We start from the raw sequence: 25,080 nt of genomic DNA, 5'->3' as shown, positions 1-25,080 counted from the left end.
GCCGGTCAGGCGTCGGTGAGGGCGATGAGGATGTGCTCCATGCACGCGTGCCCGGCCCGCTCGGCCGCGGTGGCGTCCCCGGCGGCGATGGCACGGGCGATGGCGTCGTGCGGGATGTAGCTCTTGTTGAACGACGTGCCCGCGGCCGTGATGCTGGCCCGCAGAGCCGCCGAGAAGTCCTCGTAGAGGTCGATGAGCACGAGGTTGTGGGTGGCGTGCGCGACCGCCATGTGGAAGGCGAGGTCGGCCTCGACGAAGAAGTCGGGGTCGTCCAGCTCCCAGGCGCGGTCGCGTTCGGCCAGCGCGGCCTCGATGCGGCGGATGTCCTCGTCGGTGCGGCGGGTCGCGGCCAGCCGGGCGGACTCGACCTCCAGCGCGCGCCGCACCTCAAGGATCTCCAGCTGCTCGGCCTGGCGCAGCCGGCGCAGCATCGCCCCCGACAGCTCACTGGTCGCCCGGACGTAAGTGCCGTCCCCCTGACGGCACTCCAGCAGCCCGGCGTGCGTCAACGCACGTACGGCCTCGCGAACGGTGTTGCGCCCCACCCCGAGCTGCTCGGCGAGCACCGTCTCGGTGGGGATCTTGCCGTTCATCTGCCACGACCCTGAGGTGATCTGCTCCTTGAGCTGATCGATCACCTGGTCGACGAGCGAAGCCCGCTGCGCCGTACGCAGACTCACAGTCCGCCTCCTCCGGGGAAACCAATCATCCTATGAGTCAATGACTGGTAGACCCTAATTATTCCAGACTCAAAAGTCCAAATCTGGAGCTCCCGGAGGTTCAGTGCGCGACCGTGGCGTCTACCGTCACCCCTGCCAATGCCGAGCGAACTCCGGCAGCTTCAAGGGCTTTACGATATGCCGCGGTCTGTTGTGCTCTCGCCCCGACCCTGCCGTAGAGGTCACCCAGCTCGCGCCAGCAGCGGGCGGCCTGCCTGTCGGACCCGAACACCGGACGGTCGAGCGAGTCGAGCATCTCGTGCGCGGTACGGAGCTGCGTCGTGGCACTGCCGTCGAGGTCGAGCGCGACGGTGGCGAGCAGAAGGTTCGCCTCGGCCGGCGTGGTGCCCGAACCGTCGTGGGCCAGCCCCAGCGCCGTGGTGGCCAGCTCGGCGGCGCCCGTCTGGTCGCCTGCCCGCAGCCGCACCCGCGCGTGCGCGATCAGGCTCTCGCCGTGCTCACGGACGCTGCCGGGAGAGGCGGCGAAGGCGCGCGACGCGGCGGCGGCCAGCCGCTCGGCCTCGTCGAGGGGCGCGGTGACCAGCCTGGACCAGTGCATGGCCGCCCGCGCGAGCTGAAGCGCGAGCCGGGCCTGACGGCCCGCCATGATGGCGTCGTCGGCCAGGCGCACGGCCAGCGCGGAGTCCTCCCCGGCGGCGGCGGCGGAACTCGCCTGCCACAGCGCGTGGATTTCCTCGGAACGGTCCATAACTTCAGGAACGCCGCTGTTGTCCAGCACCCTCTTGACGTACTCGAGCTCGGGGGAGTCGCCCTCACGCTCGCTGCGCGCCTCGACCAGAGCGGTGGCCAGGTCGACCGCGATCTCGCCCTGCGAGATGGACAGCCGCTCGGCCTGCTCCAGCGCGGACGCGGCCAGGTCACGGGCCCTCAACCGGTCGCCGGCCCGCTGGTAGCAGCGGCTCAGCGCGATCGTGAGCGGCAGGTCGGCCAGGCGCTCGGGATGCGCGGCGGCCTCCCTGCGCAGCCGCTCGAACGCCTCGACGGCCTGCCCGAGACGCCCCTGCACCTCCAGCGCACGGGCCCGGCCGAACCGGGCGTGCGCGGTGAGCATGGCGTTCTCCTCGTCGGCGGCCTTCACGATCTCCGTGAAACGGTCGGCCGCAACCGCGGGGTCGCCGTGCTGCAGCTCCAGCTCGGCATGGCGGAGACCCAGCTCGGTGTCGATGCGCTGCCTCGGCTCGATGCCGTGCAGGAGGAACTCGGTGGTGCACCCCAGCCGCTCGGCGAGGAGGCGGGCCACGACAGGAGTCGGCGTACGCTTGCCCGACTCGATGAGCGAGACATAACTGTCAGACAGGTCGGGTCCGGCCAACTGGGCCTGGGACATCCGCCTGTTCAGCCGCAGTCCACGGACGCGGTCACCGATGGTTCCCTGACTCGGCATCTCATCTCTCAAGGCGGGGAAGGGTCAACAACACGCAATGATTGCATGAAGTGGCCGAATCTGGTATCCCCGCGTGAAGAATTTGCCACGTCGAGATTAATCGTCGCTCTCGTCCTTGCTGGGAAAAAGCATCTGGCAGACCTCCAGGTAGAGGGTCTCCGGATACGGAATGTACTCGACCGTTGACAGAGCCTGGTCCTGACCAGCGGACTCGAGGATGAACTCGCCGTAACCGAGCATGCGCCCCAGGAGAGATCGCTGGAAGCTCATGTCGGTGACCTTGCCGAGCGGCATCATCGCGACCTTGCGCGTGATCAACCCTGTGGTGAGCAACATGCGCTTGGACGTCACCACAAAGTAATCGACCGACCACTCCGCGACTTTCCATACGAAGCGGACGAGCAGCAGCAGCCACAGCCACCACACCACGACGAGCGCGGTGCCGCCGGACTCCCCACCACCGAAGAACTTGCTGAGGAGCCCGGCGACGACCAGGCCGCCGAAGACCTCGGCGACCGGACGCAGAAGTACGGCGGGATGACGCCGCACCATGATGACCTGTTGTTCGTTGGGGAGGAGGTAGCGGTTGACCGACGACGGAGCAGAGTCCCCGTGGGTCACCAGTCTCATGCGAGATTGTTCACAAATTGGGCCAGAGAGTCGGCCGCGTTGAACACCGTGTCGAACGCTCCCTTCACCGCGTCTGCGGCATCAGCTGGTCGCGCGAACAGGTAGTACGCCACAAACGCGATACCACCGTATGTGAGGACTTTTTTGACCTGCACTGTCGCCTCCGTGCCACTAACCCACTCCACCCGCCGTATACATTACCCACCCGCTAGCCGGGGTAAAGGTAACTTGGCGGGTTAGTTTTGATCTTGCTTAGCCACGTTCGCTGGCGACCAGCGCCAGGACGTGAAGGTGCTTCCGGGCGATGCGTTCCACAAGGCTCGGATGCGCATAACCGGTGACTTCCAGCGCGCCGTAGTGCGCTGCTTCCACACAGCGCGTTACGGTGGTCGAGGAATGCACGCCGGCGAACTCGTCGCGAAGTGCGGCCTCCACCTCCGCGTACGGAGTCGGGTCCGCCTCGGTGTGCTCGCTCATGCGCCCTCCTGTGCCGGTCGCATGAGACGGGGCACTGCTGTTGCCGGGTGCTCGCTCATTCACGAGGACCCCTTGGCACCGGGCATGTCGCTCATCGTGCTTCCCCCACGCGCATGCGGAAGTTCCCTTCCTGTCTCTTCGTACCCACCCAACCACAGTATGTAACGAAGTGACGACCCAGCGTAAGGAGAAGGGGAGCCGATGGAAGGGTCAGACCACGCCGTAGAGGCGGTCGCCGGCGTCGCCGAGCCCGGGGACGATGTAGCCGTTCTCGTTGAGCCGCTCGTCGAGGGCGGCGGTGACCACGCGGATGGGCTTGCCGGAGTTGGCGAACACCTTGTCCATGTACGCCAGGCCCTCGGGGGCGGCCAGCAGGCAGATGGCGGTGACGTCGACCGCGCCCCGGTCGAACAGGAACTGCACGGCCGCGGCGAGCGTGCCGCCGGTGGCGAGCATCGGGTCGACGACGAAGCACTGACGCCCGGACAGGTCGTCGGGCAGGCGGGTGGCGTACGTCTCGGCCTGGAGGGTGGACTCGTTGCGGATCATCCCGAGGAAGCCGACCTCGGCGGTGGGCAGCAGCCGCGTCATGCCGTCGAGCATGCCGAGCCCGGCGCGCAGGATGGGCACGACCAGCGGCTGCGGCTTGGCCAGGCGCACGCCGTGGGCGGGGGAGACCGGGGTCTGGACGGTGACGTCGGTGACCCGTACGTCGCGCGTCGCCTCGTACGCCAGCAGCGTCACCAGCTCGTCCGCGAGCCTGCGGAAGGTCGGCGAGTCGGTGCGGACATCGCGCAGCGTGGTGAGCTTGTGGGCCACGAGCGGATGGTCGACGACGAGGGTTTCCATAGAGGCCAACGGTATCCGGTGGACGGAGTGGTGGCACCTCGGGCCTTTGGTTTTGATCACAATTTGGTCGGAGAGGCACACGCCGCGTGGCCTGTTCTGGAACGATTGGGGTCTGGTGCGAACCTGTCGTGTCAGAGGCTCGGGTGGGGATGGCGATGACAGACGAAGATGCGCTCGACTTCGCCATCGTGATTTATCGCGAGGACGAGCGGTGGCACGCGGAGTTGTTGCCCGTCACGCTCACGTCCGACCTCCAGGGCCTGATCCAGGCCCTCAGGCAGCAGCCGAGCGAGAGCGGCACGATCGGCCTGGTCGCGGTCGGCGACGAGTTCTTCGTGGCGCTGCGCGTCCTCGGTGACCGGGTCGACGTCTTCCTGTCCGACATCGCCGCCTCCTGGGACTTCCCGCTCGCCCGCCAGGTGCTGCACTACCTCGACGTGCCGGTCCCCGACGAGGAGGAGCTCGACGAGATCCTCCAGGACGAGGAGACCGTGCTGCCGGCGGGAGATCTGTCGATCTTCGCCGATCTCGGGTTGGACGAGATGGAGCTGGGCATCCTCTCCGGCGACATCGATCTCCTCCCCGAAGATGTGCTGTCCAGCATCGCCGCGCGGCTCGGCTTCTCCGAGCCGTTCGAGCGTGCCATCGAAACGGTCTTCGGCTGACCCCCCTGGAGTGCGGGCATGGCGTCCAACACCTTCTCTGCGGCTTTTGTCAGGACTTCCGACGGCTGGACCGGTGCAGAGGTCGACCTGCGCCACGCGGAGATCGTCGACGACTTCGGCGACGCCGTCATCGAGGCCCTGGGCCTGACGGGCGACGAGCTGGCCCTGCTCTGCGTCGAGGTCGAGGACGAATGGTTCGCCATCGCCCGCTACCGCGGCGAGGACGAGCCCCGGGTGTTCCTGTCGGACGTGCACGCGATCACCTCCAACGGCATGGGGGAGCTGTTCGCCGAGTTCGCCGGCGTGGCCCCCGACAAGGAGGGCAACGGCCTCGGCATCCGTCCCGCCGGTGACTTCGAGCTGCTCAGCGACCTCGGCGTGAGCTCGGAGGAGCTGCTGGAGCTGAGCATGGAGGAGGGCCTGCTGCCCGCCGACGTCCTCTCGGTGATCGCCGAACGGCTGTCGTTCGCCGACGAGCTCGACCGGTTGCGTTGACCCACGAGAAAGCGGCCCACGAGGAAGCGGCCCACGAGGAAGCGGCCCACGAGGAAGCGGCCCACGAGGAAGCGGCCCACGAGGAAGCGATGCGCCTGGCCCTGGCCGAGGCCGTCGCGGCCGGGGGCAGGGGCGAGATCCCCGTCGGCGCCGTCGTGCTCGGGCCGCTCGGCGAGGTGCTGGCCGCGGCGGGCAACGATCGCGAGTCCGCCGCCGATCCCACCGCGCACGCCGAGGTGCTCGCGCTCAGGCGGGCCGCCGCGCTGCGCGGGCAGTGGCGGCTGGCCGGCTGCACGCTGGTGGTCACCCTGGAGCCCTGCACGATGTGCGCGGGCGCGGCCGTGCTCGCCCGGGTCGACCGGATCGTGTACGGCGCCGTGGACGAGAAGGGCGGCGCCGTGGGCTCGCTCTGGGACGTCGTACGTGACCGGAGACTCAACCACCGGCCCGAGGTCGTCATGGGTGTCTTGGCCGAAGAGTGCTCCGCTGTCCTTAAGGAGTTCTTCGCCACTCGCAGAATCCGGTAAGCTCGTCCGCGGTGGTGTCGCCTAGTGGCCGAGGGCGCACGCCTCGAAAGCGTGTGATGGGGCAACTCATCCGTGGGTTCAAATCCCACCACCACCGCCATCGGGCCTCCGACGACCTCGGAGGCCCTTTTCTTTTGCCCTCAGGGCTGCTGGGTGGGCTCGTCGGACGGCGGGTTCAGGTTGAGCTGGATGTCGGGCGGGCTGTCCTCGACGACCTGCGTCTGGACCGTCTCGCCGGCGCGGGACTCCGGGCGGCCGTCGTCGGTCAGGACGAAGAACAGGGCGCCGCAGGCGCTGAGGAGCAACAGCGGCAGCCCGATCGCCAGCAACACGATCAGGTTGCGATTGTCGATGGGCCCCGGCTCCTCGAAGTACTCCTGGACCGGCTGGTGGGAGTAGTGCGGCGGGCCGTATCCGGGTGGCGGCCACGGCCCATGTGGCGGTGGATACGACACGGCATTCTCCAAAGGATGTCGAAAGACGCGGACGTGACGCACGGCACGTCGATCAGGTTGACACATGAAAAAGGGAGCCGCGAATGACGGCTCCCTTTTCCGGCGCGTTTCAGCTGGGCAGATCCAGGACTCTGGCGTGCAGGATCGACCGTTGGTGCAGGGCCGCGCGCAGGGCCCGGTGGAGGCCGTCCTCCAGATAGAGCTCGCCCTTCCACTGCACCACGTGCGGGAACAGGTCGCCGTAGAAGGTGGAGTCGGCGGCGAGCAGCGAATGCAGGTCCAGCATGGCCTTCGTGGTGATCAACGAGTCGAGTCGGACCTGCCTGGGAGGGATCTGCGCCCACTCTCGGTTCGTCAGACCGTGTTCGGGATAAGGGCGTCCGTCGCCGACGAGCTTGAAGATCACCCACCTCATTTTAGGAGAGAATTCGACCCCGTGCGTTCTCCGGGGCTATCGGCCCAGCTCAGACTGTTCACAGTCGCCGGGCCGGCCGTTTTGGTAGCCGCGCTGGAAGGCGTTGACGCGTTGCTCGGACGAGCCGTGCGTAAACGATTCGGGATCGATTCTGCCGCTCGTGCGTTGCTGGATTCTGTCGTCGCCCACGGCGGCCGCGGCGTCCAGGGCCTCGGCGATTTCCGACTGGGTGAAGGGCTTTTCGTAGAAGCCGGTCTTGACCGCGTTCTGCGCCCAGACGCCGGCGTAGCAGTCGGCCTGGAGCTCGACGGGGACCGAACTGCCGGTGTCGGACTGGAGGGCGCCGCGCAGGTCCTGGACGTGGTGGCCGTATTCGTGGGCGATCACGTAAGCCTGGGCGAAGGGGCCGCCCTTGGCGCCGAACTGGCTGTGGAGCTGGTCGAAGAAGCTCAGGTCGAGGTAGACGCGCTGGTCACTGGGGCAGTAGAACGGGCCGACGGCGGAGCTGGCCGCGCCGCAGCCGGTACGGAGGCTGCCGGAGTACAGGACCGTCTTCGACGTCCGGTAGCCGGAGATCTCCTGCTTCCAGTAGTCCTGGATGCTGTTGACCACGCCCACGACGCGGCACTTCTCCGACTGATCGGCGTCCTTGCCCGTCTTGCACTCCTGGGAGAGCTTGGCCGGAGGCTGCTTCTGCGCGGGCTCGCCGTCGCCACCGCCGCCGCCCAGGTTGTTGAGCACGAACACCAGCACTAAGGCGATCAGGCCGACGATCCCGCCGCCCCCGAGGACCATGCCGCCGGGGAAGCCGCCGCCCGAGAACCCGCCGCCACCGCGACCACCGACGTCCTCGACCTGCGACGAATCGAGGTTGACGTCGTCCTTGAAATCCATATCTGACGTCCCTTCTGGGGTGCTGCCCGCTACAGAGCTTCCCCAACTGGCCGCCTAGATGCCATTCGAGAAGGTGTCACATCTCTCCGGAACGCCGGTGTCGTACCCGACACTGAACCACTTCTCGCGTTGCTGTGAGGTGCCGTGGGTGAAGGCGTCGGGGGTGACGCGGCCCTGGGAGCGGCGCTGGATGCTGTCGTCGCCGACCGCCGCGGCGGCGTCGAGGGCCTGGTTGATGTCGGCCTGGGTGAAAGGTTCGCGGTAGAAGCCGGTCTTGACCGCGTTGTGCGCCCAGACGCCGGCGTAGCAGTCGGCCTGAAGTTCCAGGCGCACGGACGCGCTGTTGGCGCCCGGCCTGCTGTTGTTGCCGACCTTGTCCATGGTGCCGAGCAGGTTCTGGACGTGGTGGCCGTACTCGTGGGCGACCACGTACGCCTGGGCGAACGGGCCGCCCTCGGCGCCGAAGTCGCGCTGGAGGGTGTCGAAGAAGGCCAGGTCCAGGTAGACCTTGCGGTCGCTCGGGCAGTAGAACGGGCCCACGGCCGAGTCGGCCGGGCCGCAGCCGGTGTTCACGGCCCGCGAGAACAGCACGGTCTTGGCCGGCGTGTACTCCTTGTCGCGCTCCTTGAACGCCTGCCGCCAGTAGGACTGGATGCTGTTCACCGTGCCGACGATCCGGCAGTCCTCCGCCTGGTCGGCGTCGGCGCCCGTACGGCAGCGTTCGGCGAGGTTGCCGCTGGGGGAGAGCTGGCCGGGGGCGCTCGGGTAGCGTCCGCCGCCCTGCTCGCCGCCCTCGTCGCCGCGGAAGGGCGAGGGGGCGAGCTTGAACAGGAACAGCCCGGCCACGGCCAGGACCAGCAGCAGGCAGCCGCCGCCACGGCCGCCGATGGGCAACATGCAGCCGCCGCCCGGCATCCCGCCCCAGCCACCGCCGCCGCGGCCGGGCTGGGAGCCGGAGGCCCGGACGTCCTCGACCTGTGAGGGGTCGAGTGGGGTGTCATCGTCGAACTGCATACCCTGCTTCATCCCCCGTAGTCGGATGATTACGCAGAGCAATATGTGCGAGCATGATTTTTCCGCATTTGTCGGTTAATCTGCCGCCATGACTGGTGGGTTGATCGGGATCGCGCTGGTGTCCCTGGGCATGGTTCTGACGCCGGGGCCGAACATGATCTATCTGGTGTCCCGCTCGATCAGCCAGGGGCCCCGCGCCGGGCTGATCTCGCTCGTGGGTGTCGCGCTGGGGTTCATGACGTACCTGACAGCGACGTGCCTCGGACTGACGGCCGTGTTCGCGTACGTGCCGGTGGCCTACACGGCGCTGAAGCTGGCCGGGGCCGCGTACCTGCTCTGGATGGCCTGGAACGCGATCAGGCCGGGCGGCGCGTCGGTCTTCCAGCCACGGGAGCTGGAGGTCGAGCGGCCGCGGAAGCTGTTCGCCATGGGCTTGCTCACCTGCCTGCTGAATCCCAAGATCGCGATCCTGTACCTGTCGCTGCTCCCACAGTTCATCGACCCGGCCTTGGGTCACGTGCTGCTGCAGAGCCTCGCGCTCGGCTCGGTGCAGATCGCGATCGGCACGCTCGTCAATGCGCTGATCGCGGTCTCGGCCGGCGGCCTCGCCGCCTTCCTCGCCCGTCGTCCGGTGTGGCTGCGGGTGCAGCGGTACGCGATGGGCGCGGTGCTCGGCGTCTTCGCCGTACGCATGGTCGCCGACCGCTCGAAGGCCCTCGTGCCGGCCTGACGGGCTCTACCGGCTCACCTGGGCCCTGAAGCGTTCGTGGGCCGCCTGCTTGGAGATGCCCATGGCCTCGCCGATCTCCGTCCAGGAGGCGCCGTTCTCGCGCGCTCCGGCGACGGCCTGGTCGAGCAGCGTGCGCTGCCAGCTCTCCACCTGGGACAGCAGGGTGAGCGCGGCCAGCGGACGATCGGCGGAGAGCTTCACGACCTGCTCGCACAGCAGGTTCGACTTGGTCACCAGCCAGGCGGGCGGTGCGGCGGCGAGCAGCGGCGGCGTGTGCCTGCTCCACCACCGGTACTCCGCCTCCTTGGCCCCCTCGGGCGTCGCCGGATACCGCCGCCGATCGGTCCACCCGCACGAACACGCGGCCTGGTATCCGACGTACGTCCTGGTGAAGGCGCTGGACGTCGAGGCCAGCTCCCCGTCGGGCAGGACGGGCGCGGCGAAGCCCTCGTGGCCGGGAAGATCGGCGATGCTCAAAGTCATGACCGTCAAGATATCCTGACGAATTCCGTTCTTGCCACCCGTTCCGAGGATCGCGTCATTCCGTCCAGGTTTCCTCGGCGCAGACGACCCGGGCGGCCTCGTGGGGTTCGGCGTCCCGGACGTGGCGACGCCCGTCCTCGGTGTGGAGCACCGTCACGATGCCCGAGGCCAGCACCCGGCCCTCGTGGACGTCACGCAGGTGCACGATCCTGCCCGTCCGAAGGTGTCCGTCCGGCGGGCGGCCGTCGGCGGTCCACGTCTCCCAGCGCCACATCCGGTAGGTCTCGCCCGGGTTCCGGTCCGAATCCACGGAAGCCGGGAAGGTGGGCACGTGATCGGGGTTCAGCGCACGTGAGACCGGATCCTGCTGAAGCAGGCTGAACTTGCGGGCGATCGGATCGGCGCCGAGATGATCCTGCGCCGGGGCCGTCCACGACACGCTTTCCTGCGGGGACCTGAACCTGTCCTGCCGCATCGCCGCCCACTGCCCGGACTCCGTGACGGGAACGGGCACCCGGCGGTGCTCCAGCGCGGCTCCGGCCGGTTCCTTCGGCCTCATGTGCACGAGCGGGTCGAAGACATCCCGGATCGGCCAGAACCGGAACACCCAGCGCAGCACATTCACGCTGTGGACGTGCACGGTCAGGCCGTACTCGAACCAGGGCGGACCGATCAGGAAATCACCGCCATTGCCGTCCAACACCCCCATCTGAACGACTCCGGTCGCGGCCGTGAAGCCCGTCTGCTCGATCGCTCTCCAGTCGGGGCCCGGCTCCGGCGGCTCGACGTCCCATGCCTCCAGGCGGACGGTCACCGTCTCGTGGGTGGCCTCCGACTCGTCGTCGCTGAACTCCGGGATCTCGGTGCCGCCGTACAGGCAGAGCCTTCCGTAGAACAGGCGGAGCTCTTCGTCGAGGTGGCGAAGCATGCGGGCCACGGGTGTGTCCTTCGGGTCGGGGATGCCGGAGCGCTTGATCACGCCGGGCGGATCAGCGTAAAGAAGGCCGTCCGGCTTGGGGGACCGCTCTTTACCCACGCGAAGTGCGACCTCCGGCCTGCAGGGGATTGAACTCCAGACACTTGTCGCGGGCCGTCGCGCGAGGCAAGCCCGCCACCTGGCCGCAGTGCCAGCACAGGGAAGGAAGAAATGTCATGTCACTCGCGGGAATCCTTCCCGGCCGACTCGGGTTCGGCACGGCTCCCCTCGGCAACATGTTCCGCGCGATCCCCGAGGAAGAGGTGCACGCCACCTTGGAGGCCGCCTGGGACCACGGCATCCGCTACTACGACACCGCCCCCTTCTACGGGGCCGGCCTGGCCGAGTCCCGGCTCGGCACGCTGCTGTCCGGCAAGCCCCGCGACTCCTACGTCCTGTCGACGAAGGTGGGCCGCGTCATCCTCGACGAGGTGGAGAGCGGCGACCGGGAACTGGGCGAGAAGGGCGGGCTGTTCGAGCACGGCCGCCCGAACCGGATGCTCGACGAATGGACCGCTCCCGCCACCGAACGTTCGATCGAGGACAGCCTCAAGCGCCTGGGCGTCGACCGGCTGGACATCGTCTGGGTGCACGACATCGCCCAGGACTTCCACGGCGACGTGTGGCTGCAGAAGTTCGAGGAGGCCCGTACCGGGGCGTTCCGGGTGCTGGCCCGGCTGCGCGACGAAGGCGTGATCCGGGGCTGGGGCCTGGGCGTCAACCGCACCGAGCCGATCGAGCTGACCCTCGCCCTGGACGAACCCCAGCCCGACGGCTTCCTGCTCGCCGGCCGGTACACGCTCCTCGACCACGAGCACGCCCTGCAACGGCTGCTGCCCATGGCCGAGGAGCAGGACGTCAGCATGGTCGTCGGCGGGCCCTACAGCTCCGGCGTCCTCGCCGGCGGCACCCATTTCGAGTACCAGCAGGCGCCACCGGAGATCGTCGAGCGCGTCGGCCAGATCAAGGCCCTTGCCGAGCGGTACGGCGTCAGCATCAAGGCGGCCGCCCTGCAGTTCTCCCTCGCCCATCCGGTGGCCGTGGCCGCGGTACCAGGGGCCACCCGTCCCAGCCGGATCGCCGAGGACGTCGCCGCGCTGAACGAGACCGTGCCCGCCGCGTTCTGGGAGGAACTGCGCGCCCTCGGCCTGGTCAGCCCGGCCGCCCCGCTCCCCGGCGGCGCCTGACCTCGCCCGTGCCGCCACGACCACCAGGAGAACGACCATGGCAACGACCTCGGTCAGCCGCGTCCTGCCCGCCTCCCCGGAGCGGGTCTGGGATCTCATCGGAGGGTTCCACGCCCTGCCCGACTGGCTTCCGTACATCCCCGAGAGCACCATGCTCGAAGGCGGCCGCGTCCGCCGGCTGACCAACCCGGACGGCGAAGTGATCGTCGAACGCCTCATGGACTTCAGCGAGGCGGAGCGCCACTACACCTACGCCATCGTCGAAGCGCCCTTCCCCGTCACCGGCTACCTCTCCACCCTGCGCGTCCACGCCGTTCCCGGGCGCGAGGACGCCTCCGAGGTGCAGTGGTCGGGATGCTTCACGCCGGTGGGGGTGAGCGAGGGCGAGGCGGTCGGCCTGTTCACCACCATCTTCCGCGACGGCCTCGAAGCCCTGCACAACGTCCTGGCGACCTGAGCCCGCACCGGGCCGGAAAGTCGGAAGGGGTGTGCCGTGATCACGGCACACCCCTTCTGAACTGGCGGAGGATAGGGGATTTGAACCCCTGAAAGGTTGCCCTTTACACGCTTTCCAAGCGTGCGCCCTCGGCCACTAGGCGAATCCTCCGCCGACGAGCTTACCGGACTTCCAGCACTATGGTGACCGCGATTTTTCCGGGACGCTCTTGGCCCGAACCGTGGAGCGAGCACTGCTGAGGCCGGTTAGACTGTCCAGGGACCCCTCGCGCGGCGTCATCCTGTGAACCTCCCCAGGGCCGGAAGGCAGCAAGGATAAGCGGGCTCTGGCGGGTGTGCGGGGGGTCTCTTCGTTGAGAGCCCCCTCGCAGGCGGGATGGTCGCATGAGCCTTGCGCTTTACCGCAGGTATCGACCCGGGACCTTCGCCGAGGTCAAGGGTCAGGAACACGTCACAGATCCGCTGCGGCAGGCGTTGCGTACGGGCCGCATCAACCACGCTTACCTGTTCAGCGGCCCCCGTGGATGCGGCAAGACCTCCAGCGCGCGGATTCTCGCCCGCTCTCTCAACTGCGAGCAGGGCCCGACGCCCGACCCCTGCGGCACCTGCGAGTCGTGTGTCGCGCTCGCCCCGACCGGCCCCGGCCACCTCGACGTCATCGAGATCGACGCGGCCTCCCACGGTGGCGTCGACGATGCCCGTGACCTGCGCGAACGCGCCTTCTTCGCGCCCGTGTCGGCGCGCTACAAGATCTACATCATCGACGAGGCGCACATGGTGACCCGCGAGGGTTTCAACGCGCTGCTCAAGCTCGTCGAGGAGCCTCCGCCGCACCTGAAGTTCATCTTCGCGACGACGGAGCCGGAAAAGGTCATCGGCACCATCAAGTCGCGTACGCACCACTATCCGTTCAGGCTGATGCCGCCGGCGACGCTCAAGGTGTTGATGGAGGAGATCCTCACCTCCGAGGGCGTGCCCTTCGAGCCGCCCGCCCTGCCGCTGGTCGTACGCGCGGGCGCCGGCTCGGCACGTGACTCGCTCTCCATCCTCGACCAGCTCCTCGCCGGGGCCGAGGAGGACGGCATCACCTACGCCAAGGCCGTCTCCCTGCTCGGCTACACCGACGGAGACCTGCTCGACGAGGTCGTCAACGCGTTCGCCGCGCGTGACGGCGGCCAGGTGTTCCAGGCGGTCAACCGGGTGATCGAGGGCGGCCACGACCCGCGCCGCTTCGCCTCCGACCTGCTGGAGCGCTTCCGCGACCTGGTGATCCTGGCCAACGTGCCCGAGGCGGCGTCGAGCGGGCTGCTCGACCGTCCCGCCGACGAGCTGGAGCGGCTGGTGCGGCAGGCGTCCTCGATGGGACCCGCCGAGCTCACCCGCGCGGCCGAGATCTTCAACGCGGGGCTCACCGAGATGCGCGGCGCCACCTCGCCGCGCCTGCTGCTCGAACTCATGTGCGCGCGCGTCCTGCTGCCGGGCGCCTCGCAGGGTGAGGCGTCCCTGCTCGCCCGGCTCGAACGCCTGGAGCGCGGCGGCACGGTCGCCCAGATGGCCTCCAGGGCGGGCGCGGTGACGATCCCGCGTCCGGCGGCTTCAGGCGGCCATGACGTGCCCGTTCCCGCCGTCGCTCCTCCGGCCGTCCCGGTCGCCGCGCCCGTGGCCGCCGGTCACGACGCGGTGGCTCAGGAGCCCGCGACGCCCGTCGACGGTCCCGCGCCTGTGAGCGGAGGGGCCGACGACTGGCCCGAGCCCGTACGTCCCGGCTCGGCGGCGGCCCAGGTCTCCGGCGCGCCCGCACCGGCCCCCACCGCTCCGGCTGCGGCTCCGGTCGCGTCCGGCCCGGTCGCGGGCGGGGCGGGCGGCATGCAGCAGCAGTGGCCCGCCGTGCTGGCCGCGCTCAAGCAGCGCAGCATCGTGGTCTGGGCCAACGTCAGCACGAACGCCCAGGTCGTAGGCGTCGAAGGCAACCTGGTCACGCTCGGGTTCAGCCAGGTCGGCGCGATGAAGAACTTCACGGGCGGCGGCAAGGACGCCGTCGTGGCGACCGCGCTCGGCGACGTGCTCGGCGGCACCTGGCGGGTCGAGGCGGTGGTCGGCGGCTCACCGGCGCCCCAGGCCACCCGCGGCCCCGTACGCCAGCAGCCGCCGTCCGGCGGCCACGCCGCCCCCGCGCCGCAGGCGGCCCCGGCCGCCGGTCAGGCGACGACCAGTCCGCAAGGCGGGGCCGGCGTCCAGGCGACCTCCCAGGGGCGATCCGCCTCCCACGGCGGCTCCCAGGACGACCAGGCCTCCCCGGACCCGGGCCAACCTCCGGCCGCCGCGTCCGCGCCCCCGACCACCGACGAGTCCTGGCCCGACGCGCCCGACGACCTCAGCCCCGGTTCCCCGCCGAGCCCCGACCCCACCCAGACCGTGACCGCCCGGCAGCCCGCCGGTGCGCCGGTCGGAGCGGGCCTGGCCGCCGCGCGGTCGGCTGCCAAGGCGGCCGCCCAGGCGGGGCCACGTGCCCCCGCCTCGCGCGCGGGCGGCGCGGCGGCGTGGCCGAGTGCCATCCCCGGTCGTGACAAGGCCGCCGACGCCGACGAAGTCGACCCGCTGAACGACGCCGACGCCGACGTGGACGCCGTCTCCGGCATGGCCCTGCTGCAACGCGAACTCGGCGCCCAGGTCATCGGCGAGATCGACCACACCTGACGACGGCCGCCCCGGACCGGCGCGGTCAGGGGAAGAGACGGGCGCGGGCGGCGGCCGAGCGCGGGTCCGTCGGCGGAAGGGCCGACAGGCGTTCGAGCACCTGGTAGTCGTCGCGGCCGTTGGGAGTCTGGGCGTACGTCCACAGGTCCTCGGGGGAGCCGTGGCGCAGGAGGCACGCGCGTACCTGGGCTTCGAGCTCCTCGCGTTCGCGCCGGATGTCCGGCGACTCCGAGCGCGGCAGGAGCGGGCCGGGGTAGGAGCGGGCCAGGGCGGCGGTGTCGCCCGACGCCAGCAGCCGGCGAAGGCCGAGGAAGTCGGCCTCGACCGGGCACACCAGCCGGTACGGCTTCGCCGCTAGCACCTCCCCGAGCTGGCTGCGCAGCCGATGGATCTCGGCCCGGATCGTCACGGGGTTGCCGTCGTCGCCGTACAGGTGGAACGAGAGCTGGTCGGCCGACAGGCCCTGGGGGTGCAGGGCGAGAAGGGCGAGGATCTCGGCGTGGCGCAGTGAGAGCGGGTGCGCGCGGTCGCCGAGGTCGGCCGTCGGGGTGCCCTCGCCGAGGCAGGTCAGGCGGAGGGTGGGCGGCGTCGCGGACGGGGTGTCGCGCAGGAGGTAGCCGTCACAGAAGGGCTCAAGGAAGGCGACGCTCCCGTCGCGCAGGATCATGCGCTGGCCGGACAGGGACAGGCGGGTGCCGAGTCGGCCCATGGGATCGCCCGAGATGACCCGGCCCGTGGGGGACAGCAGGATGCCTCCCCGGTTGCGCAGGGACTCGTACCGGCGGCGCAGCCGTTCGTCGCGCTCGTGCATCCGTACGGCGAGCTGCGACTCGGCGAGCTTGGCCGTCGCGCTGACCAGGGCGACCGTCGCCGGATGCAGGGAACGCGCGATGCCGCTGACGTCGACGCAGCCTATGACGTCGCCCGACTCCGGGTCGCTGATCGGCGCCGCGCTGCACGACCAGACGTGCAGCACCCGCATCAGGTGTTCCTCGGAGTAGACGTGGACCGGCCGGCCGGTGGCGAGCGCGGTGCCGATGCCGTTGGTGCCGGCCATGCACTCGCCCCAGTGGTGACCGTCGGCCAGGCCCACCTGGTCGGCGTCGCGCAGGATGCCGCCTTTGCCCTCCCGCCAGAGGACCCGTCCGTCACGGTCTGTGACGATCATGACGTGGTCGGTCTCGTCCGCCAGGCCGGAGAGGGTCTGGGCGAGCAGCGGCAGCAGCGGTTGCAGCGGATGAGCCTCGCGGATCTCGTCGATGTCGGCGGACTCGCAGACCAAGGGAGCACTCCGGCCATCCGGGTCGATCCCCGCCGCGAGCGATCGCCGCCAGGACGCCGTGATCAGAGTGCGAGGCGAATTGGGGGAACTCTGTCCCGTGGTCGCCGCTTCGTGTGCTCCGCGTAGAAGGCGGGAGTACGCATCGAGATGGCCGTAACTCATCGGTCACTCCAAGTAGTCAACAAGAGCATCCGTCCTGGCGGCGATATGCGCAAGCCGTTCAGGGGGATTGCGAAGGGTGATTGAATGAACGCAACGTGTGTGCAACGTTGGTCGCACTAGCGTTCCGAAACACGCGTCGGCGTGGTGCGGCCGCTCCGTCCGACGTGATGGCCGGGTCTCGGACACTGGAGGGGGGCCGAGATCCGGCCATGACCAAGGACCGTGACGTGTCTGGAGGGAAACATGGGGAGCCCTCCCAGTACATGACGCCGCCCAAACACCGTAGGCTCGTGGCAGTCAAGAACCGGAGCCACGAGGAGCGCACGACGGTGAACCCAGGGGATGTCAACCTGCAGCAGCTGCTGGAGCAGGCTCAGCTCATGCAGCAGCAGCTTGTGAGCGCCCAGCAGGAGCTCAACGACGCGCAGATCGAGGGCTCGTCAGGCGGCGGCATGGTCACGGCCGTCGTCAACGGCTCAGGTGAGCTGCTCGAACTCAAGATCGACCCGAGCGTGATCGACGCGGCCGACCCGCAGGACACCGCCGACACGATCGCCGACCTGGTGATCGCGGCCGTCCGCGACGCGGTGCGCGCCGCCGCCGACCTGCAGCAGGAGAAGCTCGGCCCGCTCGCCCAAGGTCTGGGCGGCGGCGGACTCGGACAGCTGCCAGGGTTCTAGGCATGTACGAAGGGGTCGTCCAGAACCTGATCGACGAGCTCGGCATGCTGCCCGGGGTCGGTCCCAAGAGCGCGCAGCGCATCGCCTTCCATCTGCTGTCGGCCGACCCGGCCGACGTCAAGCGGTTGGCGCACGCGCTGCTCGAGGTCAAGGACAAGGTGCGCTTCTGCCGGGTGTGCGGCAACGTGGCCTCCGAGGAGGAGTGCCGCATCTGCCGCGACCCGCGGCGCGACACGCACGTCATCTGCGTGGTCGAGGAGTCGAAGGACGTCGTGGCGATCGAGAAGACGCGCGAGTACCGCGGCACGTACCACGTGCTCGGCGGCGCGATCAGCCCGATCGACGGTGTCGGCCCCGACGACCTGCGCATCCGCGAGCTCATGACGCGCCTGGCCGACGGGCGGGTCACCGAGCTCATCCTCGCCACCGACCCCAATCTCGAAGGCGAGGCGACCGCTACCTACCTCGCCCGTCTGGTCAAGCCGATGGGCATCAAAGTGACACGACTCGCCAGCGGCCTGCCGGTGGGCGGTGACCTCGAGTACGCCGACGAGGTGACCCTGGGCCGTGCTTTCGAAGGACGGAGGCTCCTGGATGTCTGATATGTGGGATGTGCTCGCCGAAGAGATCGCCGCGCACGCGCAGAACTACGTCGACGGCCTGACCAGGGTCGCCGGCGGCGAGGGCGGTGACGCGATCTGGTCGCTGCTCCTGGTGGAGGTCGCGCAGGTGAGCCTGGCCGGGGCCAAGCTCGGCGCCAACCGCGACGTGATCCTCTCGGGCAACTACGAGCCGCCGATGAGCGAGGACCCCGACATCGACGGCGTGCGCACGGCGCTGGCCGAGCGGCTGGAGGCGGTCGACGACTACGCCGAGGTGTTCGACCCGTACAAGGACACGTCGGTCACGCCGTACCGGCTGTCGGACGATCTGACCGCGGTGGCCGCCGACCTCATCCACGGGCTGCGTCACTTCCACGCCGGCCGTCCGCACGAGGCGTTGTGGTGGTGGCAGTACTCCTACTTCAACACCTGGGGCAACCATGCGGGCGCGGCGATGCGCGCGCTGCAGGCCCTCGCCGCGCACTCGCGGCTCGACGTGGCGGAGGAAGCCACCACCGTGTGATGATCATCCACATAGTGGTATGAACCATCAGCCCCATGAGAGGCCCCCAGTAGACTGGCAGTTCACAGTCCAGACCGGGAGACTCTCGTGGCGCTCGTTGTGCAAAAGTACGGTGGTTCGTCCGTCGCCGACGCGTCCTGCATCAAGCGGGTCGCGCAGCGGATCGTCGCGACGAAAAAAACCGGCAACGACGTGGTCGTGATCGTCTCCGCGATGGGCGACACGACGGACGAGCTGCTCGACCTGGCCGAGCAGGTGTCGCCGCTGCCTCCGGGCCGCGAGCTCGACATGCTGCTGACCTCCGGAGAGCGCATCTCGATGGCCCTGCTGGCCATGGCGATCGCCAACCTCGGCCACGAGGCCCGTTCGTTCACCGGCTCGCAGGCCGGCGTGATCACCGACTCCACCCACGGCAAGGCCCGCATCATCGACGTGACGCCGGGCCGCATCCGTGAGGCGCTCGACCAGGGGCACATCGCGATCGTGGCCGGGTTCCAGGGCGTCTCGCAGGACACCAAGGACATCACCACGCTGGGCCGCGGCGGCTCCGACACCACGGCCGTCGCGCTCGCGGCGGCCCTGGAGGCCGACGTCTGCGAGATCTACACCGATGTCGACGGCATCTTCACGGCCGACCCGCGCATCGTCCCCGTGGCCCGCAAGATCCCCAGGATCTCGTACGACGAGATGATGGAGATGGCGGCCTGCGGCGCGAAGATCCTGCATCTTCGCTGCGTCGAGTACGCTCGGCGGTTCGACCTGCCGATCCACGTACGCAGCTCGTTCAGCACCAGGGAAGGCACGTGGGTCGTCTCCGACCCTTACACCGAAGGAACCGAGATGGAGCAGCCGATCATCTCCGGCGTCGCGCACGACCGGAGCGAGGCCAAGATCACTGTTGTCGGGGTCCCCGACAAGGTCGGCGAGGCTGCCTCGATCTTCAAAACGCTGGCCGAAGCCGAGATCAACATCGACATGATCGTCCAGAACGTCTCGGCGGCGGCCACGGGCCGTACCGACATCTCCTTCACGCTGCCCACGGCCGACAGCCAGGTCGCGCTGACGGCGCTGAAGAAGATCCAGGGCCGCATCGGCTACGAGTCGCTGCTCTTCGACGACCAGATCGGGAAGGTGTCGCTGATCGGCGCGGGCATGCGCTCGCACCCCGGCGTCACGGCGACGTTCTTCGCGGCCCTCGCCGACGCGGGGGTCAACATCGAGATGATCTCCACCTCGGAGATCCGCATCTCAGTGATCGTCGAGCAGGACGGTGTCGACGCGGCCGTGGCGGCCGCCCACCGAGCCTTCGATCTCGACGCCGACCAGGTCGAAGCCGTGGTGTACGGAGGTAGCGGACGATGAGCAGGCCCAATCTCGCACTGATCGGCGCCACCGGCGCCGTGGGCACCGTCATGCGGGACATCGTGTCCAGCCGGGAGGACATCTGGGGCGAGATCCGTCTCGTCGCCTCCCCGCGCTCGGCGGGCAAGGTGCTGCGCGTGCGCGGCGAGGACGTCGTGGTCCAGGCGCTGGCGCCCGAGGTCTTCGACGGCATCGACATCGCCATCTTCGACGTGCCCGACGAGGTGTCGGCCGTGTGGGTGCCGATCGCGGCCGAGCGTGGCGCGATCGCGATCGACAAGTCCGGCACGTTCCGCATGGAGCCCGACGTGCCGCTGGTGGTGCCGGAGGTCAACCCGCTCGACGCGCGCGAGCGGCCCAGGAACATCATCTCGACCCCCAACTGCACCACGCTGTCGATGATGGCGGCCATGGGCGCGCTGCACGCCGAGTACGTGCTCACGGAGCTCGTCGTCGCCTCCTACCAGGCGGTGTCGGGCGCGGGAGTGGCGGGCTCGGCGCGGCTCTACGACGAGGTCGAGGCGCTGGCCGGCGACCGTTCGGTCGGCCAGACGGCCGGCGACGTGCGCAACGTCCTGGCCGACAAGCTGCCCGGGGAGTCGCCGTTCCCGGCGCCCATCGCGTTCAACGTGGTGCCGTGGGCGGGCTCGTACAAGGACGGCGGCTGGGCGTCCGAGGAGCTCAAGCTCCGCAACGAGTCACGCAAGATCCTCGGCATCCCCGGCCTGAAGGTCTCCGCGACCTGCGTCCGCGTGCCGGTCATCACCACGCACTCGCTGGCCGTGCACGCCCGCTTCGAGCGGGAGATCACGGTCGAGGACGCGCACCGAGTGCTGTCGGCGGCGCCGACGGTGGTGCTGATGGACGACCCGGCCAACGGCGTCTTCCCGACGCCGCTCGACGTGGTGGGCAACGACCCGACCTACGTGGGCCGCGTCCGCCAGGCGATCGACTTCCCGAACACGCTCGACCTGTTCGTCTGCGGCGACAACCTGCGCAAGGGGGCCGCGCTGAACGCGGCGGAGATCGCCGAACTGGTGGCCTCCGAGCTGTAGGCCCGGCCGACTCCGTGGGGACGCCGTGCCAGTCGCGGCGTCCTTCGCCTTTTCACGGAGATTCGTCTGCCACGGAGAGTCGCCTTCTCAAGGAGAGCTCCGGCGGCGCGACGGCGGGCGGGGCCTGTCACCGGAACAGGATGTCCCAGTGGCTGTTCTCGTTGGCGAAGACGGTTCCGGTGGCGGAACGGTAGAGCGCGGCGCCGTCACCGCGGACCCCCGTCTTGTGGTGGTTCCTGGTGATGTAGCGGTCGATGCACGCGTTGTGCGTGATGTCGAGCTTGTAGCCGTTCCCGTGGCTGTACTGGCCGGGTGCGTGGCCCGTCTCCGTGCCGCCGGTCACCATGACCGGGCAGCCGCTGTCATGCTTGAGGTCGATGATCCGGGCGATCGTGCCGGCCCTTACGGAGTCGAGCGAGGTGCAGTGGTGCATGTGGCGGCTCGTACAGTGGCCGGACGACTTCGTGCGCAGGCCCGAGCTCTTCAGCCAGCGGGCGGCCAGGGCGTGGGTCATGTGCATCGCCGCCTGCCTGGGCACCGTGCGCGCCAGATCAAGCTGAGATCGCTTCTGCGCCCTCTGCGGCCGGAACTGAGGCACGACGGCCTCCTCGACGCTCGCGGGCCTCGTGGCGGCTTCTGAGCGCTCGGCGCGATCCTGGGCGTACGTCTGCTCGACGAACGCCTCCTCGGCGTCGGCCCAGGCGTCCTCCGCCTCTTCTGAGTCCTCCCTCCACAGCTGCGACTCGGCGGCCGTGGGGTCCGCCTGGTGGTGCCCGACCTGGTATGTCTCCGACATGGCTGCCTCGACGGCGGCCTGCCGGATGTTCGTCCACGGCCCGTCGATCCCCTCCGGGAACCACAGGGACAGGTCGATCCCTCCGGTCTCGTCAGGACGGTTGAACGGTGTTGGCGCCTGAGCCCGCTCTCCACCTGATGGGTGGGAGGCGGCGGAAGCGGCCGACGCCAGCGCGATTATGGTGATCTGAATGCCGAGGAGCGCCACCACGAAGGTGCGCGCTGTTCCACGTATCCACATGTCGATGCCTTTTCGCGGAAAAGAGCCCTTCCGCCTGAAACGACAATCCCACCATTCCCAGGAGATAACTCATGTCTCATAGCCATCTTTGCCCTGTGGCGGCGATCACCGTGCCACTCCATGACCCACCGCGCTTTCAAGACGTAAAGTGACGAACGTGTCCGAAGCCCGAAACAGAGGATCGGAGAGCACCCGAGAGGTCATCGTCGAGACGGCCTTGCGACTGTTCCGTGAGCGTGGCTTCGACGCGACGACCATGCGCGCCATCGCCGCCGAGGCAGGGGTGTCAGTGGGCAACGCCTACTACTACTTCGAGAGCAAGGAGGCGCTGATCCAGGCCTATTACGACCGCGCGCAGGCCGAGCACGAGCAGGCCTGCCGGGAGTTCCTGGCCACGGAGAGGTCGTTCGCCGCGCGGCTGAGCGGGGTGCTGTGCGAGTGGGTGCGGGTGTCGGAGCCGTACCACGAGTTCGCGGTGAAGTTCTTCAAGCACGCGGCCGAGCCGACGAACCCGCTGAGTCCGTTCAGCGCCCAGTCGTCGCCGGCGCGAGAGGCGTCCATCGGGATCTACCGCGAGGTGGTCGAGGGGTCGAAGGACCGGATGAACGCCGAGCTGCGGGCCGAGCTGCCGGAGCTGCTGTGGTTGTTGTCGATGGGCATGGTGCTGTTCTGGGTGCACGACACCTCGCCGGGGTGCGTGCGCACCTACCGGCTGATCGAGGTGACGGTGCCGCTGGTGGATCGGCTGGTGGGGTTGTCGCATCTGCCCGGGTTGCAGGGGATCACGAAGGACTTCATCGCGGCGGTGCACGAATTGCGGGCCTGAGGGGCTCCTGGTAGCGACATACCGCTTGGTATGGTCGGCTCACCGTCATCGAACCGGAGGCCCTGAATGACGCCGAACTGGGGCATGACCATCCCCTTCTACGACCGTTCCCTGGCGAAGTCGCAAGAGCTGATCGCGGAGCTGCCGGGCCTCGGCTACACCGACGCCTGGTCGGCCGAGGTCAACGGGAACGACGGGTTCGTCCCGCTGGCGCTGGCCACGCAGTGGGCTCCGGGGATGCGGCTCGGGAGCGCGATCGTCCCGGTCTCCACGCGGGGGCCGGGATTGCTGGCCATGTCCGCGGCCACCCTGGCCGACCTGGCGCCCGGCCGGTTCGTGCTCGGCATCGGCTCCTCCTCGCCGGCGATCGTCGAGCGGTGGAACGCCGGGCAGTTCGCCAAGCCGTACGCGCGCACCCGCGACACACTGCGCTTCCTGAGAAGGGCGCTGGCGGGGGAGAAGGTCTCCGAGCGGTACGAGACGTTCGAGATCAAGGGCTTCAAGCTGGAACGGGCACCGAAGACCGCCCCCAGGATCGTGCTGGCCGCGCTGCGGCCCCGGATGTTGCGCCTGGCCGCCGAGGAGGCCGACGGCGCGATCACCAACTGGCTCGCCCCCGAGGATGTGCCCAAGGTACGCGCCGAGATCGGCCCGGACACCGAGCTGATCGCCCGCCTGTTCGTCTGCGTGAGCGAGGACGCCGACAAGGTGCGCGAGATGGCCCGGCGGATGCTGGCCGGCTACCTGACCGTCCCCGCGTACGCCGCCTTCCACGACTGGCTGGGCCGGGGCGAGGTGCTGCGTCCCATGCACGAGGCGTGGTCGGCGGGCGACCGCCAGGCCGCGCTCAAGGCCATCCCGGACGAGGTGGTCGATGCCCTCGTCGTCCACGGCGACGCCGCCACCTGCCGGGCCAGGATCCGCCGGTACGTCGACAACGGGCTCGACACGCCGGTGCTCGCGCCCATCCCCGGCGGCGAGGTGCCGATCGAGCAGGCCGTACGCGACCTGGCCCCCATCCGGGAGGGCTGATGGACGACGTGCTGCGGCTCGACGCCGTCGGCCAGGCCCAGGCGGTCAGGGACGGGCAGGTGTCGGCCCGCGAGCTGGCAGAGGCCGCCATCGCCGCCATCGAGGCCCACGACGGCGAGCTCAACGCCGTCGTCCACCGGCGGTTCGAGCGGGCGCTGGCCGAGATCGACGCCCTTCCGGCGGACGCGCCCTTCCGCGGCGTGCCGATCCTGCTCAAGGACCTGGGCTGGCGGCAGGCGGGCGAGCCGTACGGCGCGGGCTCGCGGGTGCTCGACGGCCTGGACGACGCCCAGGACGGCCACGGCGTCGTCCGCCTGCGCCGGGCGGGATTCGTGCTGCTGGGCCGGACGAACACCCCCGAGTTCGGCAGCACGGTCACGACCGAGCCGGCGGCGTTCGGCCCCACCCGCAACCCCTACGACCCGGCGTACTCGGCGGGCGGGTCGAGCGGCGGCTCGGCGGCGGCGGTGGCCGCCGGCATGGTCGCGCTGGCCACGGCGAGCGACGGCGGCGGTTCGATCCGCGTCCCCGCCTCGCTGTGCGGTCTGGTCGGGCTCAAGCCGACGCGCGGCCGGCTGAGCATGGGCCCGTCCGCGGGCGAGGGCTGGAGCGGCTTCTCCTGCCCGGGGTTCGTGAGCAGGTCCGTCCGCGACACGGCGGCCGCGCTCGACGCGGTCTCCGGCTACGAGCCGGGCGACCCCTACGACGCCCCCGCGCTGCCCGGCCCGCTGACCGCCGAGCTGGACGCCGACCCCGGACGGCTGCGCGTCGGCTTCCTGACCGCCCACCCGCGGCAGGACGTGCCCGCCGATCCCGACCTGGCCGAGGCCGTCACCAGGGCGGCGGCGCTGCTGGAGAGCCTCGGGCACGACGTGGCCCCCGGCGGCCCGCGGGCGCTCGCCGAACCGGAGTTCGCCCGGCACTTCGGCGCCATCGTCGCCAACAACCTCGCCGCGCACGTGCTGAGCCTGGGCGCGGCCCGCGGCAGGCCGGTGGAGCCGGACGAGCTCGAACCGCGCAACGCGGCCATGGTCGCCGCGGCCCGCGCCAACAGCGCGGCCGACCACATCCTGGCCACTCAATGGGTGGACGGCTTCCGCCGCCGCATGGCCTCCTGGTGGGCCGAGGGCAACGACCTGCTGCTGATGCCGTCGTCGGGGGCGGCGCCGTTCCCGCTCGGCTGGATCCCGCCCGCCGACCTGAGCACCGCGTTCGGCAGGACCGCGCAGGTGGTGGCCTACACCTCGCCGATCAACGCGACCGGCCAGCCGGCGATCTCACTGCCGCTGCACAGGAACGCGGCGGGGCTGCCGGTCGGCGTGCAGCTCGTGGCGGCGGCGGGCCGGGAGGATCTGCTGATCCGGGTGGCCGCGCGGATCGAGCAGGTCAGCCCGTTCGTGCATGCCGCCATGCGGTGACCGTCAGGAACCCCTCACCCGGCTGACG

At 69.7% G+C, this 25,080-nt stretch carries 29 protein-coding genes, 2 tRNA genes and 1 other RNA gene; 17 read left to right on the top strand and 15 right to left on the bottom strand.

Going from position 1 to position 25,080, the window contains the following annotated elements; genetic code table 11:
- Positions 1 to 5: 5 nt before the first annotated feature.
- The 6 genes from ACWCSU_RS18295 to upp form a co-directional block, all read right to left on the bottom strand.
- The gene (locus ACWCSU_RS18295; RefSeq protein ID WP_357693399.1) at positions 6 to 680 is read right to left on the bottom strand and encodes a FadR/GntR family transcriptional regulator; all 675 of its coding nucleotides are present in this window, start codon (positions 678 to 680) and stop codon (positions 6 to 8) included.
- 100 nt (positions 681 to 780) lie between these two features.
- A complete protein-coding gene (locus tag ACWCSU_RS18290) occupies positions 781 to 2,124 on the bottom strand; it encodes a helix-turn-helix transcriptional regulator (protein ID WP_364083663.1) in 1,344 nt (447 codons plus the stop codon).
- 96 nt (positions 2,125 to 2,220) lie between these two features.
- On the bottom strand, positions 2,221 to 2,754 hold the full coding sequence (locus ACWCSU_RS18285; protein WP_125640563.1) for a PH domain-containing protein: 534 nt from the start codon (positions 2,752 to 2,754) through the stop codon (positions 2,221 to 2,223).
- Positions 2,751 to 2,909, bottom strand: a complete 159-nt coding sequence (locus ACWCSU_RS18280; protein WP_352318444.1) for a hypothetical protein — start codon at positions 2,907 to 2,909, stop codon at positions 2,751 to 2,753. The genes ACWCSU_RS18285 and ACWCSU_RS18280 overlap by 4 nt, the downstream gene beginning before the upstream one ends.
- 97 nt (positions 2,910 to 3,006) lie before the next feature.
- Entirely contained in the window at positions 3,007 to 3,231 is a 225-nt protein-coding gene (locus tag ACWCSU_RS18275) for a hypothetical protein (RefSeq protein ID WP_352318442.1), read from the bottom strand.
- 210 nt (positions 3,232 to 3,441) lie between these two features.
- On the bottom strand, positions 3,442 to 4,080 hold the full coding sequence (upp, locus tag ACWCSU_RS18270) for a uracil phosphoribosyltransferase (RefSeq protein WP_357693404.1): 639 nt from the start codon (positions 4,078 to 4,080) through the stop codon (positions 3,442 to 3,444).
- Positions 4,081 to 4,229: 149 nt separating this feature from the next.
- On the opposite strand from upp, the gene ACWCSU_RS18265 reads away from it, so the two are divergent.
- From ACWCSU_RS18265 to ACWCSU_RS18250, 4 genes are all read left to right on the top strand, one after another.
- Positions 4,230 to 4,745: a tRNA adenosine deaminase-associated protein gene (locus ACWCSU_RS18265; protein ID WP_449936174.1), complete on the top strand. Its 516-nt coding sequence runs from the start codon at positions 4,230 to 4,232 to the stop codon at positions 4,743 to 4,745.
- 18 nt (positions 4,746 to 4,763) lie between these two features.
- Positions 4,764 to 5,240: a tRNA adenosine deaminase-associated protein gene (locus tag ACWCSU_RS18260; protein WP_357693408.1), complete on the top strand. Its 477-nt coding sequence runs from the start codon at positions 4,764 to 4,766 to the stop codon at positions 5,238 to 5,240.
- Complete coding sequence (gene tadA / locus ACWCSU_RS18255) at positions 5,237 to 5,767, top strand: tRNA adenosine(34) deaminase TadA (RefSeq protein WP_449936171.1); 531 nt, start codon at positions 5,237 to 5,239, stop codon at positions 5,765 to 5,767. Before ACWCSU_RS18260 ends, tadA begins: the two co-directional genes overlap by 4 nt.
- 10 nt (positions 5,768 to 5,777) lie before the next feature.
- Positions 5,778 to 5,867 (top strand) — tRNA-Ser (locus ACWCSU_RS18250).
- 40 nt (positions 5,868 to 5,907) lie between these two features.
- Here the strand turns inward: ACWCSU_RS18250 and ACWCSU_RS18245 are convergent.
- The 4 genes from ACWCSU_RS18245 to ypfJ (ACWCSU_RS18230) form a co-directional block, all read right to left on the bottom strand.
- Positions 5,908 to 6,222, bottom strand: a complete 315-nt coding sequence (locus tag ACWCSU_RS18245; RefSeq protein WP_449936170.1) for a hypothetical protein — start codon at positions 6,220 to 6,222, stop codon at positions 5,908 to 5,910.
- Between the two features lie 109 nt (positions 6,223 to 6,331).
- Positions 6,332 to 6,628, bottom strand: a complete 297-nt coding sequence (locus tag ACWCSU_RS18240; protein ID WP_357693414.1) for a type II toxin-antitoxin system VapB family antitoxin — start codon at positions 6,626 to 6,628, stop codon at positions 6,332 to 6,334.
- A 45-nt stretch (positions 6,629 to 6,673) separates the two neighbouring features.
- Entirely contained in the window at positions 6,674 to 7,531 is an 858-nt protein-coding gene (gene ypfJ, locus ACWCSU_RS18235; RefSeq protein ID WP_357693416.1) for a KPN_02809 family neutral zinc metallopeptidase, read from the bottom strand.
- Between the two features lie 54 nt (positions 7,532 to 7,585).
- Positions 7,586 to 8,545 (bottom strand): KPN_02809 family neutral zinc metallopeptidase, encoded by a 960-nt coding sequence (gene ypfJ, locus ACWCSU_RS18230; protein WP_449936166.1) that lies wholly within the window; start codon positions 8,543 to 8,545, stop codon positions 7,586 to 7,588.
- Between the two features lie 88 nt (positions 8,546 to 8,633).
- On the opposite strand from ypfJ (ACWCSU_RS18230), the gene ACWCSU_RS18225 reads away from it, so the two are divergent.
- Entirely contained in the window at positions 8,634 to 9,275 is a 642-nt protein-coding gene (locus tag ACWCSU_RS18225) for a LysE family translocator (protein WP_449936164.1), read from the top strand.
- Positions 9,276 to 9,281: 6 nt separating this feature from the next.
- Here ACWCSU_RS18225 and ACWCSU_RS18220 read toward each other — a convergent pair whose 3' ends face one another.
- Both ACWCSU_RS18220 and ACWCSU_RS18215 read right to left on the bottom strand, forming a co-directional pair.
- Positions 9,282 to 9,758: a hypothetical protein gene (locus tag ACWCSU_RS18220; protein ID WP_449936162.1), complete on the bottom strand. Its 477-nt coding sequence runs from the start codon at positions 9,756 to 9,758 to the stop codon at positions 9,282 to 9,284.
- Between the two features lie 55 nt (positions 9,759 to 9,813).
- Positions 9,814 to 10,737 (bottom strand): hypothetical protein, encoded by a 924-nt coding sequence (locus ACWCSU_RS18215; protein ID WP_449936160.1) that lies wholly within the window; start codon positions 10,735 to 10,737, stop codon positions 9,814 to 9,816.
- A 173-nt stretch (positions 10,738 to 10,910) separates the two neighbouring features.
- Here ACWCSU_RS18215 and ACWCSU_RS18210 point away from each other — a divergent pair, with 173 nt between their 5' ends.
- The gene (locus ACWCSU_RS18210) at positions 10,911 to 11,921 is read left to right on the top strand and encodes an aldo/keto reductase (protein ID WP_449936157.1); all 1,011 of its coding nucleotides are present in this window, start codon (positions 10,911 to 10,913) and stop codon (positions 11,919 to 11,921) included.
- Between the two features lie 37 nt (positions 11,922 to 11,958).
- Complete coding sequence (locus ACWCSU_RS18205; RefSeq protein ID WP_357693428.1) at positions 11,959 to 12,378, top strand: SRPBCC family protein; 420 nt, start codon at positions 11,959 to 11,961, stop codon at positions 12,376 to 12,378.
- Positions 12,379 to 12,440: 62 nt separating this feature from the next.
- Here ACWCSU_RS18205 and ACWCSU_RS18200 read toward each other — a convergent pair.
- Positions 12,441 to 12,528: transfer RNA gene (locus ACWCSU_RS18200), tRNA-Ser, on the bottom strand.
- A 106-nt stretch (positions 12,529 to 12,634) separates the two neighbouring features.
- Here ACWCSU_RS18200 and ffs point away from each other — a divergent pair.
- Both ffs and ACWCSU_RS18190 read left to right on the top strand, forming a co-directional pair.
- Positions 12,635 to 12,730, top strand: an RNA gene (ffs, locus tag ACWCSU_RS18195) — signal recognition particle sRNA small type.
- 31 nt (positions 12,731 to 12,761) lie between these two features.
- The gene (locus tag ACWCSU_RS18190) at positions 12,762 to 15,074 is read left to right on the top strand and encodes a DNA polymerase III subunit gamma and tau (RefSeq protein ID WP_449936153.1); all 2,313 of its coding nucleotides are present in this window, start codon (positions 12,762 to 12,764) and stop codon (positions 15,072 to 15,074) included.
- Positions 15,075 to 15,099: 25 nt separating this feature from the next.
- On the opposite strand, the gene ACWCSU_RS18185 is transcribed toward ACWCSU_RS18190, so the two are convergent.
- Positions 15,100 to 16,356: a helix-turn-helix domain-containing protein gene (locus tag ACWCSU_RS18185; RefSeq protein WP_357693434.1), complete on the bottom strand. Its 1,257-nt coding sequence runs from the start codon at positions 16,354 to 16,356 to the stop codon at positions 15,100 to 15,102.
- A gap of 491 nt (positions 16,357 to 16,847) precedes the next feature.
- On the opposite strand from ACWCSU_RS18185, the gene ACWCSU_RS18180 reads away from it, so the two are divergent.
- The 5 genes from ACWCSU_RS18180 to ACWCSU_RS18160 all read left to right on the top strand — a co-directional run bounded on the left by ACWCSU_RS18180 (position 16,848) and on the right by ACWCSU_RS18160 (position 20,740).
- Positions 16,848 to 17,198, top strand: a complete 351-nt coding sequence (locus tag ACWCSU_RS18180) for a YbaB/EbfC family nucleoid-associated protein (protein ID WP_125640519.1) — start codon at positions 16,848 to 16,850, stop codon at positions 17,196 to 17,198.
- A gap of 2 nt (positions 17,199 to 17,200) precedes the next feature.
- Positions 17,201 to 17,800 (top strand): recombination mediator RecR, encoded by a 600-nt coding sequence (recR, locus tag ACWCSU_RS18175; protein ID WP_357693436.1) that lies wholly within the window; start codon positions 17,201 to 17,203, stop codon positions 17,798 to 17,800.
- Positions 17,793 to 18,323 (top strand): DUF5063 domain-containing protein, encoded by a 531-nt coding sequence (locus ACWCSU_RS18170; protein ID WP_352362187.1) that lies wholly within the window; start codon positions 17,793 to 17,795, stop codon positions 18,321 to 18,323. The genes recR and ACWCSU_RS18170 overlap by 8 nt, the downstream gene beginning before the upstream one ends.
- Positions 18,324 to 18,410: 87 nt before the next feature.
- Positions 18,411 to 19,685, top strand: coding sequence for an aspartate kinase (locus tag ACWCSU_RS18165; protein WP_357693438.1), 1,275 nt, complete (start codon positions 18,411 to 18,413; stop codon positions 19,683 to 19,685).
- Positions 19,682 to 20,740, top strand: coding sequence for an aspartate-semialdehyde dehydrogenase (locus ACWCSU_RS18160; RefSeq protein ID WP_357693440.1), 1,059 nt, complete (start codon positions 19,682 to 19,684; stop codon positions 20,738 to 20,740). The genes ACWCSU_RS18165 and ACWCSU_RS18160 overlap by 4 nt, the downstream gene beginning before the upstream one ends.
- A 127-nt stretch (positions 20,741 to 20,867) precedes the next feature.
- Here ACWCSU_RS18160 and ACWCSU_RS18155 read toward each other — a convergent pair whose 3' ends face one another.
- Complete coding sequence (locus tag ACWCSU_RS18155; protein WP_449936148.1) at positions 20,868 to 21,776, bottom strand: hypothetical protein; 909 nt, start codon at positions 21,774 to 21,776, stop codon at positions 20,868 to 20,870.
- A gap of 157 nt (positions 21,777 to 21,933) precedes the next feature.
- Between ACWCSU_RS18155 and ACWCSU_RS18150 the strand changes: the two genes are divergently transcribed.
- From ACWCSU_RS18150 to ACWCSU_RS18140, 3 genes are all read left to right on the top strand, one after another.
- Positions 21,934 to 22,602, top strand: coding sequence for a TetR/AcrR family transcriptional regulator (locus tag ACWCSU_RS18150; RefSeq protein ID WP_397035889.1), 669 nt, complete (start codon positions 21,934 to 21,936; stop codon positions 22,600 to 22,602).
- A gap of 66 nt (positions 22,603 to 22,668) precedes the next feature.
- Positions 22,669 to 23,634 (top strand): LLM class F420-dependent oxidoreductase, encoded by a 966-nt coding sequence (locus ACWCSU_RS18145; protein ID WP_449936147.1) that lies wholly within the window; start codon positions 22,669 to 22,671, stop codon positions 23,632 to 23,634.
- On the top strand, positions 23,634 to 25,052 hold the full coding sequence (locus tag ACWCSU_RS18140; protein WP_364083713.1) for an amidase: 1,419 nt from the start codon (positions 23,634 to 23,636) through the stop codon (positions 25,050 to 25,052). The genes ACWCSU_RS18145 and ACWCSU_RS18140 overlap by 1 nt, the downstream gene beginning before the upstream one ends.
- Positions 25,053 to 25,080: the final 28 nt, after the last annotated feature.

This window comes from Nonomuraea sp. NPDC001699 (genome assembly GCF_053596455.1).
The sequence above is the reverse complement of the archived record's forward strand: the minus strand, read 5'-3'. Positions and strand labels throughout refer to the sequence as shown.

Excerpts from the sequence above, each read along its gene's own strand:
- ACWCSU_RS18290 (WP_364083663.1), bottom strand. The coding sequence starts at position 2,124 with ATGCCGAGTCAGGGAACCATCGGTGACCGCGTCCGTGGACTGCGGCTG.
- ACWCSU_RS18285 (WP_125640563.1), bottom strand. The coding sequence starts at position 2,754 with ATGAGACTGGTGACCCACGGGGACTCTGCTCCGTCGTCGGTCAACCGC.
- ACWCSU_RS18275 (WP_352318442.1), bottom strand. The coding sequence starts at position 3,231 with ATGAGCGAGCACACCGAGGCGGACCCGACTCCGTACGCGGAGGTGGAG.
- upp (WP_357693404.1), bottom strand. The coding sequence starts at position 4,080 with ATGGAAACCCTCGTCGTCGACCATCCGCTCGTGGCCCACAAGCTCACC.
- ACWCSU_RS18265 (WP_449936174.1), top strand. The coding sequence starts at position 4,230 with ATGGCGATGACAGACGAAGATGCGCTCGACTTCGCCATCGTGATTTAT.
- ACWCSU_RS18260 (WP_357693408.1), top strand. The coding sequence starts at position 4,764 with ATGGCGTCCAACACCTTCTCTGCGGCTTTTGTCAGGACTTCCGACGGC.
- ypfJ (WP_357693416.1), bottom strand. The coding sequence starts at position 7,531 with ATGGATTTCAAGGACGACGTCAACCTCGATTCGTCGCAGGTCGAGGAC.
- ypfJ (WP_449936166.1), bottom strand. The coding sequence starts at position 8,545 with ATGCAGTTCGACGATGACACCCCACTCGACCCCTCACAGGTCGAGGAC.
- ACWCSU_RS18225 (WP_449936164.1), top strand. The coding sequence starts at position 8,634 with ATGACTGGTGGGTTGATCGGGATCGCGCTGGTGTCCCTGGGCATGGTT.
- ACWCSU_RS18220 (WP_449936162.1), bottom strand. The coding sequence starts at position 9,758 with ATGACTTTGAGCATCGCCGATCTTCCCGGCCACGAGGGCTTCGCCGCG.
- ACWCSU_RS18210 (WP_449936157.1), top strand. The coding sequence starts at position 10,911 with ATGTCACTCGCGGGAATCCTTCCCGGCCGACTCGGGTTCGGCACGGCT.
- ACWCSU_RS18205 (WP_357693428.1), top strand. The coding sequence starts at position 11,959 with ATGGCAACGACCTCGGTCAGCCGCGTCCTGCCCGCCTCCCCGGAGCGG.
- ACWCSU_RS18190 (WP_449936153.1), top strand. The coding sequence starts at position 12,762 with ATGAGCCTTGCGCTTTACCGCAGGTATCGACCCGGGACCTTCGCCGAG.
- recR (WP_357693436.1), top strand. The coding sequence starts at position 17,201 with ATGTACGAAGGGGTCGTCCAGAACCTGATCGACGAGCTCGGCATGCTG.
- ACWCSU_RS18170 (WP_352362187.1), top strand. The coding sequence starts at position 17,793 with ATGTCTGATATGTGGGATGTGCTCGCCGAAGAGATCGCCGCGCACGCG.
- ACWCSU_RS18160 (WP_357693440.1), top strand. The coding sequence starts at position 19,682 with ATGAGCAGGCCCAATCTCGCACTGATCGGCGCCACCGGCGCCGTGGGC.
- ACWCSU_RS18155 (WP_449936148.1), bottom strand. The coding sequence starts at position 21,776 with ATGTGGATACGTGGAACAGCGCGCACCTTCGTGGTGGCGCTCCTCGGC.
- ACWCSU_RS18145 (WP_449936147.1), top strand. The coding sequence starts at position 22,669 with ATGACGCCGAACTGGGGCATGACCATCCCCTTCTACGACCGTTCCCTG.
- ACWCSU_RS18140 (WP_364083713.1), top strand. The coding sequence starts at position 23,634 with ATGGACGACGTGCTGCGGCTCGACGCCGTCGGCCAGGCCCAGGCGGTC.